This is a genomic window from Nostoc sp. DSM 114160 (assembly GCF_053470305.1).
In genome coordinates this window covers 294,409-307,519 of sequence record NZ_JBPFGO010000003.1, presented here as the reverse complement: position 1 = coordinate 307,519, position 13,111 = coordinate 294,409, and the positions used below count along the sequence as shown (strand labels likewise).

General features: G+C 42.7%; 7 protein-coding genes and 1 pseudogene. 5 read left to right on the top strand and 3 right to left on the bottom strand.

Annotation, left to right across the window (positions count from 1 at the left end; all coding sequences use genetic code 11):
* Window positions 1–545: 545 nt before the first annotated feature.
* The 4 genes from NSTCB13_RS26470 (at window position 546) to NSTCB13_RS26455 (ending at window position 6,275) form a co-directional block, all read left to right on the top strand.
* Window positions 546–1,733 carry a HetZ-related protein 2 gene (locus tag NSTCB13_RS26470; RefSeq protein WP_448274347.1) on the top strand — a complete coding sequence of 396 codons (1,188 nt, stop codon included), beginning with the start codon at window positions 546–548 and terminating at the stop codon, window positions 1,731–1,733.
* A 247-nt stretch (window positions 1,734–1,980) separates the two neighbouring features.
* Entirely contained in the window at window positions 1,981–3,249 is a 1,269-nt protein-coding gene (locus tag NSTCB13_RS26465; protein ID WP_448265819.1) for a GspE/PulE/PilB domain-containing protein, read from the top strand.
* A 189-nt stretch (window positions 3,250–3,438) separates the two neighbouring features.
* Window positions 3,439–4,122: a Crp/Fnr family transcriptional regulator gene (locus NSTCB13_RS26460; protein ID WP_448265818.1), complete on the top strand. Its 684-nt coding sequence runs from the start codon at window positions 3,439–3,441 to the stop codon at window positions 4,120–4,122.
* 113 nt (window positions 4,123–4,235) lie between these two features.
* Window positions 4,236–6,275 carry a hypothetical protein gene (locus NSTCB13_RS26455; RefSeq protein WP_448265817.1) on the top strand — a complete coding sequence of 680 codons (2,040 nt, stop codon included), beginning with the start codon at window positions 4,236–4,238 and terminating at the stop codon, window positions 6,273–6,275.
* 180 nt (window positions 6,276–6,455) lie between these two features.
* Here the strand turns inward: NSTCB13_RS26455 and NSTCB13_RS26450 are convergent, their stop codons facing one another.
* A complete protein-coding gene (locus tag NSTCB13_RS26450; protein ID WP_448274345.1) occupies window positions 6,456–7,694 on the bottom strand; it encodes a vWA domain-containing protein in 1,239 nt (412 codons plus the stop codon).
* Window positions 7,695–7,767: 73 nt separating this feature from the next.
* Window positions 7,768–8,769: an ATP-binding protein gene (locus NSTCB13_RS26445; protein WP_448265815.1), complete on the bottom strand. Its 1,002-nt coding sequence runs from the start codon at window positions 8,767–8,769 to the stop codon at window positions 7,768–7,770.
* Between the two features lie 365 nt (window positions 8,770–9,134).
* Here NSTCB13_RS26445 and NSTCB13_RS26440 point away from each other — a divergent pair, with 365 nt between their 5' ends.
* Entirely contained in the window at window positions 9,135–10,916 is a 1,782-nt protein-coding gene (locus NSTCB13_RS26440; protein WP_448265814.1) for a M61 family metallopeptidase, read from the top strand.
* A gap of 165 nt (window positions 10,917–11,081) precedes the next feature.
* Here the strand turns inward: NSTCB13_RS26440 and pyk are convergent.
* Window positions 11,082–12,852 (bottom strand): annotated as a pseudogene (gene pyk, locus NSTCB13_RS26435) (pyruvate kinase).
* Window positions 12,853–13,111: the final 259 nt, after the last annotated feature.

Sequence of the window (13,111 nt, the reverse complement as noted above, 5' to 3'; positions counted from 1 at the left end):
ATCAATAAATATCACAAAACATAACTTAATGCAATTCAGTGAAAGCCCGATCCTATTTCAAAAGCAGGGAATTTAGCCAATTTCTTCAGGAGAATTAGGGAATCTTCCAGGGCAAAATCTTATGAACACTAAGTATATGGAGATTAAACTAAATATTATACGACGCAAGGGTTTGTACAGAGTTGAAACTTATACTAGTGAAATAACGTCCAATTTTGAGTTAAATTAGATTCGTTCCTCGGATCTGTTACAAAATGTTAGATTTACCCGATCCATTTTGTGAAAAGTGTATCCTCCACACTTTAAGCAGATTTCTGTTCTCAACTAAAAAAACATAACTTTACAAAAAATTTAAATTGGCAGAATGCCCCAAATGCTTGATATATATTGATTTTGGACTTTTTAAAGTAAAAGCGAAACATCAATGTAGAAATTTCTGCATAATTTTAGTGAATTCAGACGTAATAAAAGTAGAATCACTGAGCTATTTTCATGAAACTCATGAAATCTGGGGCAGCTGCCAGTTAAACAATTAGGTGGGACGAATGGGGGTTGTAATGCAAACTTCAAAATTGAGTTTCGAGGAATGCAATCTCATTATGACAATAGATGTGGAAAAACTGGCTCTAGATTGGCAAAAGCGCTTGGCTGTGGAATGTCCAGACCAAAATGAAGCCACAAGGCAAAGCATTATTCTCTGGCTGTTGGGATCTGACTCAAAACGGTTCGATCTGTATAATCCTAAAGAACTAGATATCGCCAAGCAAGCGATGGAATATCGCTGGAGGATTTTACGTCAACGCTACTTGGGGTTGGGGCGAGAACGTGCTTATCGCAACTTGATAACCCGATTGGGGAGTTTAGTAACATTACGGAATAAAATTCAGACTTGGGTTTCCCTCAGCCGCGATCGACAGCGTAGTGTAATGGATGTGTTACAAGAAGTACTCCAAGAGTTACTCCAAAACGACAGCCAGATGCAACAGCAAATGGCTGATATTGCCAAATATACAACCGATAGACGATTGGGAGATGCTCTGCTATTTGCCAGTTTAGAAGAATATTGTCTGCGACCAGTAAGGAATCAACCCCTATTAGCTTACCGATTTGTGAATTATTTGCGTCGCACTCAGCGCGGTGGTTTAACCCAAGTGCCGGGACGTGATTTGGTTCGCCTAGTCTCAGAAGAAGTTCTCACAGACGACAGTGACAATCGAGTTAACTTAGTCGATAATCAGGCGATCGCAGAATATATTGAAGCACAACAACTAGAAGAACAACAAGGGCTGCGCCAGTCAGTACAAAAAGAATTTGAAAATTATTTACAAGAAAATCTCGGCACAGAAGCAGTGGAATGGCTGCGGCTGTATCTGCAAGGGAAGTCCCAAGAAGAGATCGCCAAAAAACTGAATAAGCCAACTAAAGAAGTCTACCGTCTGCGAGAAAAAATTAGTTACCATGCTGTACGTGTTTTTGCCCTCAAAGGCAATCCAGAACTCGTAGACAACTGGCTCTCAATTTCCTTGCAAGAACATAACTTGGGATTAACCCAAAACCAATGGCAGCAACTTGATGAAAAATTGACTCCTCTAGGGCGACAAATCTTAGATTTGCGCAGAGCAGGTAATTCAATAGAAGCTATAGCCGAACAGTTAAAACTCAAAACCCATCAAGTGCTAGGTGAATGGACAAAAGTCTATCTTGCAGCTCAAGCTTTAAGAACGCAAGAGTAGCCTGTAGTGAAAAATGGAGCATAGGGAAGTCGGGAGTGGGAAGCAGGGAAAGAGGGGAGAATAATTAATGCCCAATGCCCAATGCCCAATTTTCAGTATTATCCCCAGCCCCTAATCTAAAATTCATACTTTACTTACATTGACTTAAGTATATATAATTGGAATTTTAACAATTTAACAAAGTATCTTTATTAACTACCTATTGAATTAGAGGCAAAATATAAGTAAACACCAACGAATCAAATCTATGTTGTCTTCAAAGGGCGAACTAAATGATACCGTAGCAAATGGACAGCAAATGCTAACTGCCGCTCAAACTAGGTGGGAGCAAGAAGGCGATCGCGAACAAATATTCCACCTAATCGATCATCTTTTGTCCTTTGAAGCTTGCCTCTACCACCAGATTTTACCCTTTAGATTAGAAGACAAAAGCCTCTTGCTAGGCATGGTTTATCCAGAAGAGAGCGAAGCCCTAGATTACGTTGGTCGCATTTTGTCTTCTATCAATTGCACAATGGTGATTGAGGCGATCGCAGCCGATGCTCACCGCAGAATACTATCAGCCTACCTCAACCACAAGAATATATCCCAGCTAGATGCCCAACAAGTGCATCAGCCAACAGTGGACTTCCCCCCAACAAATAGCCCAGCTACGATTACTGACATACCTAGTCCTTCTTTAGATGCCGACTCAGAATCAAATCAACAACCTGTATTGATGGCGTTTCAGACACAAAAGCGTCAAAATTCTGGACAGCGGGTAGACTTGCCTCCGATCCCAGAGCTAGACCAATCATCTCAAACTACGACGTTCTTCACCCCTATTTCCACAACTCAGTCGGGAGAGGATTTTGAACCCACATCATCAAACAATTTACCTATTTTTCCCACACAAGCTTCCGAACTACTGAATCCCATTGAGTTGCTAACAACACTGCCACCAAAAAAATTATTAGAAGAATTACTAGGGCGAATTTTTGCTGGGGGAATTGGTCGGCTGTACTTAGAAAGACAAGCTTACGAAGGCAGAATACTGTGGAGTGACAATGGAGTTTTACAGTCTGTATTAGACAAACTGCCACTCTCAGTTTTTCAAGGAGTATTGAATGAATTAAAGCGGTTTGCTTCCCTGCCTGTAACCACGCTTACAGAACCAAAACAGGTAGAAAAGGAATACGTGTATCAAAAAAATCGCTTATTATTACGCTTGCGAGTCATGCCGGGAATCTACGGCGAAGAAGCAACACTCCAAGTATTGCGGGGAGCAGCATTAAAATTCTATCAACAACAACAATTGACGCGTATAGGCCGCGATGCTTTAGGAATTTCTCAGCAACTAAGCATTAAGTTACATGAACTACAAGAACAACTTTTACTGAATCCTAGCCTTGATTCTCAGCAATTAGAGGCTTTAGTTACCCTGAATCAATTAGTGAAAAATTTAGACCAACAGATCAAAATATTGGCACTAGATAGCAATCCACCAACAAAGAGTAAATCATCAGTCAGTAAGTGAAAACGCTGATTTCGTTAGCATACATAATTGTTATGTTGTAATGGAATCTCAGACTGATAAAGCTTAGAGATTCATCTTCAAATAAATACAAATTTTGCGAGCGTATTCTGAGTAAGATTACGGTTTAAACAAACTTAAATAGTAGCAAAGTTAGTTTTCCCTCTTAAATCCTATTGTTGCAAATATTTCATGCTAACTGAGGTTTTTAGTGAACTTTTTCCCTTAATGAGTACAGCCAATCCACAGACTTTGGAATGGCTACTCAACGTTGCAATTGAACATGAATATCCATCTGGACGAGCCGTTGTGATGGAAGATGCCTGGGGTAACGCCGTTTATTTAGTGGTTTCTGGTTGGGTCAAAGTCCGGCGTACCGTCGGGGAAGATTCAGTAGCTTTGGCAATTTTTGGGCGTGGCGATTTTTTTGGAGAAATGGCAATTTTGGATGAATCTCCACGCTCAACTGATGTCATTGCCCTTTCACCCGTGAAATTGCTTAGTATCTCCAGAGAGCGGTTTATTCAAATATTGTTTAAAGACCCGCAGTTACATCACCGGATGTTGCAATTAATGGTGCGGCGATTGCGACAAATTAACCAGCGCCTACAAATGCGGTCTTCACCACCAGCAGTCAAACTCGCGCATACTCTAGTGACTTTGGGTGAAAGCTATGGTCAGGAATCAAACTTAGGAAGAGAAATTTTTAACGTTCCCTTTAAAGATTTAGCAGAGGTGACAGAAATCGGCGTTGAAGAAACCACCAAAATTATGGAAAAGCTGCATGAAAAAGGGTGGATAAAAATTGATAGCGTCAACAACATTACTTATCTTGTGAACTTCAAACAGTTGATGAACTTGGCTGGCAAAGTGTGATTGTTTTATTTATTCAACGATACAAATTTTGGCATTAAGAAAGTCAACCGACAAGATGCTTCGGTTGACTTTCTTATTACAGGTGTAAATACTTCACAAATTGAAACTTCATAATGGATGACACCACTCCACCCCTGACAAAAAACGTCACACAGGCACAATTAGCAGCAGCAGAACCTAGTACTGACCCTGAACTGTTGCGGGAACTGGCATTATCTACTGACCAAAAAACCCGTCAGTCCGTTGCAGGTAATCCTAATACTCCTGCTGATGTCCTGTTGAAACTGGGAGCAGAATTTCCGTCTCAATTGCTAGATAATCCAGTGTTTCCATTACTGCTTTTGGAAAATCTCAATTTAGTTGCAGAAATTCCCTTAAATACTTTGCGAAGCATTCTTAGGCTGGAAAATGTTCCTGTGTCTATTCTAGAGAAATTAGCCGATAAATCAGATTACAAAGTACAACTACTAGCGCTAGCCGAAAACCCCAAAAATGAAAAAGTAGTGTTCAATCGGATAAATCAAATCAATGATTCTCTGATTGTCGAATCTGCTCGTCTACACATCAATTTGGCTGGAGAATTAACAGAGGGATACGAGCAAAAAGTTAAAGAGGTAATTCAAGGAGCTATATTTTCTGATCGCAATGTTGATGCTTACGATCTTGTTGTCCCCGCTCAAATTTGCTTTATCCCAGAATTTATTGTTGAATGTTGGGTAAGGGAGCCAATATATGAACATTATTTGTGTAGGAAGATTGCTGATTCTCCTGCTACCTCTGCCAGTATTCTCAAACATTTAGCCAACCATACTGATGGTTATACACGAGATAGAGTAGCCGAAAATCCCAATACTCCCCCAGAGGCTTTACGAAAATTGGCAAGCAAACAGGAAGCAGGAGAACCTCGAATTTTTCTTGGTCGCAATCTAAATACACCTAGTGATGTTTTGGAGAGTTTGAGCAAAGATCGAGATAAAAAAGTTCGTATTAGCGTCGCGGAAAATCCCAACACGCCCCTAACTATACTTCAATATTTAGCAAACGATACAGAGAGAAATGTTGCTGAGGCTGCTACTAGAGCAATACGAGAACAACAAGGAGAATATACTGCTGAAGCAGTCAGAAAAAACCCGAAAACTCCCCCCCATGTGTTAGAAAAGTTAGCACAAAAAGACCCCCAAACTGTCTGCCAACACCCAAATACACCGTCCGAACTGTTTTTAGAATTCTCCAAAAGCCTTAACTCACAAGTTCGTGAATGGGTAGCTAAAAACCCCAACGCACCAGTGAATATTTTAGAACAGTTGGCTGATGATGACTCTTCTACAGTTCGGCAGGAGGTTGCCCGAAATCCGAATACACCATTAAGTCTTCTGTTTAAGCTATTTGCTAGAGACGCATCGTTAAGCGATACAATAGCTTATCAAATGTCAAGAGAACAATATCACTCCCCCCAGGCGAAGAGTATCTTAAATATCCTAACTGAAGAAAGTACCAGCCCCCTAGAAACTATTTTGCAGAGATTAGTAAGGGAAGGAGTAGAGGCGACTCGTCTGTTTTTAGCTCGTCGCGTTGATTTACCTGCTCATATATTGGCACAACTTGCTGAAGCAACAGAGGTTGAGGTGCGCCAAGCTGTAGCTCAAAATCCGAATACACCAATCAGCGTCTTGGAAAAATTAGCCAGAGACGAAGATTGGCGTATTCGGATGCATACCGCTTCAAAAATCAACTTGTCGCCTGAGATTTTAGAAGAACTAGCGGTTGAGAAATCATCTAGTGCAGTGCATGAAAAGGCGATGGTGAATCCCAGTTTACCAAAAGAAGCGGTGGAACGTATTCTTTGCGGACAATATGCAACAGATTACTTGAAACTGAATCCTGATTTTCTATCTCGTCATCCTGATAGCAAGGCTAGGGTAATCAATTACTATGCCAAGTCCGAGTCTTTTTGGGTTCGCTTTATTGCCCTACTTCAACCCCAGATTTCTCAGGAATTACTACACGAAAAAAGCCTTTCTATTTACTGGTTGGAACGATTAGCTGTGGCTCAAAATCCACAAGCCGATCAAAAAATCCTCAATCAGCTGGCAAAAGACGGCAATCAGTTGGTTCGAGCAGCAGCAAAAGCTACATTGCGGGATCTCTCTTAATCCTATATTCGCAGTAGAAGATTTAGGGACTTCCAAATAAAAAAACATCCCAAAATTGAGGCAAAAATTCTCTCTATTTCTTTTCTCTCTGTGTTCTCTGTGTCTCTGTGGTAGCCTACAGCAAGCCACTCTGCGTCTACGTTTATTTAAATAATTTATTTATTGGAAGTCCCTTATTTTTCAAACCGACAATAACCGTACTGCTTCCCCAAAAGGAAACTCCGCCAAAGTTAAACCACCAGGAGTTACCACCCACAACACAGGTAATTCCGGTACTTTATCGGGTAAAATACCATAACCATCTGTTAAATAAATACAAACACCTTGAGTTTGCCCATCCCAACTTTCTGCGACTTTCTCAAAAAACGGTACAAATGATGTGCCACCACCACCTTGAGGTTTTGGCAGGGTCAAATCGAGATTGAGTTTGTATGGCCCGTAAGCTTCTGCATCAACGTAATAAAGCTCACATTTTAAATGAGGATAAGCACTCAAAATTCCCTGCACCTCGCTTAAAAACATCCACATTTGTTCATTATCAATAGAACCGCTAGTATCTACAGCTACATATACCTCGACATTTTCTGCTTGGAGAGTTTCCAAATACAGTCTCCGCCCAATAAAGCGGCGGTCAAATCCTGCAAAGTCAGTAGGAGTCTGTACTAAATAACGCCAAAGGTAACTACGCCAATTAATTTGAGCAGTGGTTAACGCTCCCAATTCTCGTTCTATCCCTGCTGGTAGTAAACCTTGATTAACTGTCCGAGCAATAACAGCAGCTTGTTGCAAAGCATTGCGCCAGTGTGCTTCTAATGCTGCTTTTCTGGCTTCTGACAGACTATCGCTGTTTGTGGAAGAAGTTTCAGCAGTCGGAGGGGCAAAGTCGTTAGGGTGTGCTGTCTTTCCTGCCTGATTTTTGGTGTCATTGTTAGTTACATCTGAAAAGGATGAGGCATCAAAAGGGGCTTGATTGAGTAAATCAGGATGCAGTAATTTTACGGTATCATTAGTATTTTTTAACAGCAACTCATAAATTTCTTCTACACTCAAATGCTCCAGTTTAGCTTCTCGCAGTCTTCCCGGAGGCAGTTCAAATACACCCTGTTGGCTAATAATGCCATTGACTACAATATCTGCGGCAATATTCCACAATTCGGCTTCGCGCACACCCCGACGCGGCACATGCAGCAGTGCAGCGTGTAAAACTTCGTGCAGTAGCAGTCCATCCTGTTGAGTGGTGGGTAAAGAAAGCAAATACTCTGGATTAAAAAATATATCTTTGCCGTCAGTGGCAGCAGTTGGTAGTTGCTGCGAAGGAACGAAGCGAGCAAACAATGCCAGGGTAGCGAAAAATGGCGACTTCATCCGCAAACGCAGCACTGAAGCACTGATAATCTGGGAGCTTTTTTCATAATTCATAATTCGTAATTCGTAATTCGTAATTCGTAATTAAGCCGGAATTGTTGAAGGTGAGTTATCTCTTCGACTTAGCTTATAAACCCATTAGCTGTTGAAAATCTTTCATAAACTGCTGCAATTTTGGGTCTTTCTGGACTAATTGCGCCAAAACGCCCAGATGTCCTTTACTCCGCATGACTCGAAATAAATCTACTGCAAATAACTGCACCCATTCGGCTGTTGCAACTTGACTGAGCCAAATAAAAGCGTTGTAGGCTTGGTTTGCGTCAGCAGCCCGCACTGTTAAACCAATTGCTGTGGCATACTTAGTACTTGGTTCTTCAGGCCAGGGAATGCGATCGCCTTTACCTGCCAAAATAGGTGTCAGATTCGGTAGTGTTTTGTAAAGTTGAATAAAAGCCTGAAACTCAGTCGCAGTAGCCACCCCCACCGCCGGAGTAATATCTAATTCTGCGTGGTGTAGCGCACTTGCCATTTCCCAAGAACGAGGCGAAGGCCAAGCGGGTTGCTGGGGATCGATTTTATGCAACAATGTAGGACGAAAGGAAAGAAAGGCTATTATTTGCTCGTGTACGCCTGTTTCTAAGGCATAAGCTTTAAAGCTGTTAAAATCAGCTTGTGCCTCCAGATGTAAAAACCTATTTGCTAAAGGTGCGGGCATATCAAATACAGCTGCACGGTCTTCTTTTCGGTTGCCAGCAGCCCAGACAAACCAACCTGATGGTACAACATAAGAGCCGATTTTTCGATCTAAAATCAACTGTTGAGCGACTCCCTGCATTGCTGGCGGTGCCATATTTAATTCATCTAAAAACAGGATGCCTTTACCGTTACGAGGCAGGAATTCTGGCGGATACCACTTGGAGATACCATCTTCGGCAACGGGTAAACCGCGCAAATCGGTAGGCGCAAGTTGACTAAGGCGGACATCCACAAAGTCGATATCATACTCTTGAGCTATCTGTCCAACGATGCTGGATTTGCCAATGCCAGGAGGCCCCCAAATCATCGTACTAATTTGCAAGTTTTTACGGATAAGGTTGTTTAAATATGCTTTGAGATCGGCAGGTGTCATGTATTTTTTATTTTCGCTAAACGCTCAGTAGATGGAACCTAGACTTCTGTTGAGAAGTCAAGAATACGGGTATTATATTTGAACATTTATAGGTTCTACCTGAAAACTATATTTTCAAAATGGGGTTTTCCGATCGGGAAATTGGCGCCATCTCACTTACTTTTGACTTGGCCTCATACCGATTTTTGGTGCGTTGGCGTAGTCCGTCGTAGACATCGCAGACAGCTAAATATGGTTGAAATACCCAAATTTTGTCTAGTATTTATGTATTAAAGAAAGCCCTATAACTTTTAGTTATGGAAAAGAAATAAAGTGTAATCTTTATTTGAGAGCAAAGCCCATTAACAATTACCTCAGCAAACAAGATGACTGAAGCAACAGCAATTCGTCCTAATACCTACGTCGAGGAAACTGGGCCAATGATTCATTACCTGGTGGCTATGCCTCAACCAGAAACCCATCTGTTTGAGGTGACTTTACACCTTGTCGATTATCCCTCACCGATTCTTGATTTAAAATTGCCCGTTTGGACACCAGGTTCCTATTTAGTCCGGGAATACGCCAAGAATTTACAGAATTTTGAGGCTTTTGCAGAGGATAAGCCTTTACCTTGGCGTAAGCTTGGTAAAAATCACTGGCAGATAGACAAAATAAATGTTTCAGAATTAACTGTACGTTACCGCATTTTTGCCAATGAGCTATCGGTACGAACCAATCACTTAGATACCACTCACGGTTATTTTAACGGTGCGGCACTATTTTTTAGAATACCTAGCTGGGATAAGCAACCCATTCGCGTCACTATCGTACCACCACAGCCAAAATGGCAGGTAACTACTGCCTTACCACCCGTTGCCGAGGAAACAAATACTTTCTTGGCTAGCGATTTTGATACTTTGGTGGATACTCCTTTTGAGATTGGTTCCCACCAATTGTATAAATTTGAGGTATTAGGAAAACCTCATGAATTGGCAATCTGGGGACAGGGAAATTTCCAAGCCCAGCAGATGATTGCTGATATCCAAAAAATTATTCAAGTAGAAGCGCAGATGTTCGGCGGTTTGCCATATAAACGATATGTGTTTCTGCTACATTTATTTAGCCAAGCTTTTGGCGGTTTGGAGCATAAAGACTCTTGCTCCTTAATTTACCAGCGTTTTGGATTTCGCGCTCAAGAAAAATACGATCGCTTTCTGCAATTAGTTGCACACGAATTTTTTCACTTGTGGAATGTCAAGCGAATTCGCCCAAAAGCATTAGAGGTTTTTGATTACGACCAAGAAAATTACACACCATCATTATGGTTTTGTGAAGGTACTACTAGTTACTATGACTTGTTAATTCCTTTGCGGGCGGGAATTTTTGATGTTCAGTCGTATTTAAATAACTTGGGTAAGGAAATTACCAGATATGAAATGACACCGGGGCGGAAGGTACAACCCGTTTCCGAGTCGAGTTTTGATGCCTGGATAAAACTTTATCGCCCGGATGCCAATAGCGGTAATTCCCAAATTTCTTACTATTTAAAAGGAGAAATGGTATCGTTGCTGCTGGATTTGCTGATTCGCTCTACTCACAACAATCAGCGCTCCCTTGATGATGTGATGCTAAAAATGTGGCAGCAATTTGGGCAAGATGAAATTGGTTATACTCCAGAACAGTTGCAGGAAGTTATCGAATCTGTTGCCGGAATCGATTTGGCTGATTTCTTTAAACGCTACATTGATAGTACTGATGATTTGCCTTTCAATCAGTATTTAGAACCCTTTGGCTTGCAGTTGGTAGCCGAACAGCAGGAAGAACCTTACCTGGGTGTGAGAATAAATACAGAGAATGGGCGGGAGATCGTTAAGTTTGTGGAGACTGGTTCACCTGCACAAGTAGGGGGAATCGATGCAGGTGATGAGTTGTTAGCAATTGATGGGATTAAGATAACAGCAGGTAGCTTAAGCGATCGCCTGAAAGATTACCAACCAAACGATACCATCAAAGTCGCAGTTTTCCACCAAGACGAACTGCGTACTTATTCCATCACCCTGGCGTTACCACATCCAACTCGATATCAAGTAAAGCCTGTTGACCATCCTAACTCCACACAGCAGCAAAACTTTGCTGGGTGGCTTGGGGCTGCGATCGCTACTGTTTAAAAGGGGCATGGGGCATTGGGGATTGGGTATGGGGAAAGGGAAAGGGGTAAGGGGAAAAGGGGAAAGATTAAATTTATTCCTTTTCCCTTTAACCTTTAACCTTTTCCCCTGCTCCCTGCCCCCTGCCCCCTGCTCCCTGCCCCCCTACCCCTCTGCTCCCCAATCCTAAGCCGTTCTCACCGCTCCAGAGTAAATCAAACCCCGTTGCAGATCCAGCGTTATAATCGCCCCATCTCGAATTACCTGCGTTGCCTGCTTCACACCAACAATGACTGGTACACCGAGACGCAAGCCAATTACTGCTGCGTGACTTGTGAGAGTTTCATCTTCGGTAATAATTCCGGCAGCTTTCCGAATTGCCTCAACAAAATCGGCACTAGTGCGGGGTGCAACCAAAATATCTCCAGGATTAAAGTTACTCACATCCATACCAGTATTAGCTACCCGTGCGCGACCACTCACTGAACCTTGCCCCAGCCCAATTCCGTGACCGAGTACTGCTGTTACCACCTCTACCTTAATCAAATCTGTAGAGCCAGAAATCCCCTGGAGTGTGCCAGCGGTCATCACTACTAAATCTCCTTGGGACAGTAACTGAAGTTCCTGAGCCACGTTAATCGCAGCCTGAAATGTCTGACCAGTGGAAGGTAATCCTAGCACCAACAACGGTTTGACTCCCCACACCATTTGTAGCTGCCGCGCCACATTTACATGGGGTGTCACTGCCAAAATCGGTGTTTGGGGACGGAACTTAGAGACATTGCGAGCTGTTGCTCCGGTTTGGGTTAGGGTCATAATTGCCGCTGCCCCTAGTTGTTCGGCAATTTGACCAACAGCTTGACTAATCGCATTGGGAATGGAGCGCCGGGAATCTCTTAAAGAACGTAAGTTTAAGTGTTGGGCTTGTTCCTGCTCCATACGTTCGGCAATTCGTGCCATCGTCGCCACTGCTTCTACAGGGAAGCTACCCACAGCAGTTTCATTGGAGAGCATTACCGCGTCCGTGCCGTCTAAAATCGCGTTTGCCACATCCGAAACTTCAGCGCGAGTGGGACGGGGATTGCTCACCATGCTATCTAACATTTGAGTAGCGGTGATGATTGGAATTCCCAAGCGATTTGCTGTGGCAATTAGTCGCTTTTGGAGTACGGGAACATCTTCTGCTGGCAATTCCACCCCTAAGTCGCCTCTGGCAACCATCACGCCATCACACAAAGCCAGAACCGCTTCCATTTGTTCAATGGCTTCATGCTTTTCAATTTTGGCAACCACTGGCACTAGCTTGCCTGTACTAGAAATTAGTTCTTTAATTTCGATCATGTCCTGGGGATTGCGGACAAAGGAAAGTGCCACCCAATCGACACCCTGATCTAGACCAAACATTAGATCCTCTCGATCTTTTTCGGTCATTGCCTTAATTGACAGGTAAACGCCGGGAAAGTTTACGCCTTTGTTGTTAGAAAGTTTACCAGGTACGGTGACGCGACAATGCAAATCACCTTTGTCCCGGTTTATTTCCTCCACCAGCATTTCTACTCGTCCATCATCGAGGAGAATTTTTGCCCCAACTGGGACTTCTTCGGCTAAATAATCGTAGGTGACGCAACTAATTTCTTGCGTTCCTACCACTGGACGATTTGTCAAGGTGAAGCGATCGCCTTTTGCTAAAACTATAGACCCATTGTCAAACTTCCCCAAGCGAATTTTTGGGCCCTGCAAGTCTTGGAGAATAGCCACTGGCTGATTTAATTCAAAAGCGGTTTGCCGAATTAAGCGAATACTACGCTGATGGGTCGGCATGAGTTCCGTGGGAGAAGTTTAGCCGTAGCGTCGTGGCTCCCGCTTCAATAATCGCCTTGAGCATTTCAGGACTGCTAGTGGCGGGGCCAATAGTAGCGACAATTTTTGTCCGGCGCAGAGAATCTCGTAATTGCATAGGGGCTGAAGTTAGGGAGCTATCTGGGAAGTCATCGTAACTTAAGTGGCATCTCCTTTTCAGTCACTGCTATATCAATCAGATATAAGCAGTTAGATGAGGGTTTATGGGAGAGTGGGGGCTGTGGGATAGACTAGATATAGTACATCAATCTTGTATCCATCCTCCCAACGAAGAAGTTGATTCCATCAACTTCTTGCTGATTGTCATACCCCACTTATCAGTAAAGACTAGGCTTCGTCTGGAATCATAGCGTTAT

Excerpts from the sequence above, each read along its gene's own strand:
- NSTCB13_RS26470 (WP_448274347.1), top strand. The coding sequence starts at position 546 with ATGGGGGTTGTAATGCAAACTTCAAAATTGAGTTTCGAGGAATGCAAT.
- NSTCB13_RS26465 (WP_448265819.1), top strand. The coding sequence starts at position 1,981 with ATGTTGTCTTCAAAGGGCGAACTAAATGATACCGTAGCAAATGGACAG.
- NSTCB13_RS26460 (WP_448265818.1), top strand. The coding sequence starts at position 3,439 with ATGCTAACTGAGGTTTTTAGTGAACTTTTTCCCTTAATGAGTACAGCC.
- NSTCB13_RS26455 (WP_448265817.1), top strand. The coding sequence starts at position 4,236 with ATGGATGACACCACTCCACCCCTGACAAAAAACGTCACACAGGCACAA.
- NSTCB13_RS26450 (WP_448274345.1), bottom strand. The coding sequence starts at position 7,694 with ATGAATTATGAAAAAAGCTCCCAGATTATCAGTGCTTCAGTGCTGCGT.
- NSTCB13_RS26445 (WP_448265815.1), bottom strand. The coding sequence starts at position 8,769 with ATGACACCTGCCGATCTCAAAGCATATTTAAACAACCTTATCCGTAAA.
- NSTCB13_RS26440 (WP_448265814.1), top strand. The coding sequence starts at position 9,135 with ATGACTGAAGCAACAGCAATTCGTCCTAATACCTACGTCGAGGAAACT.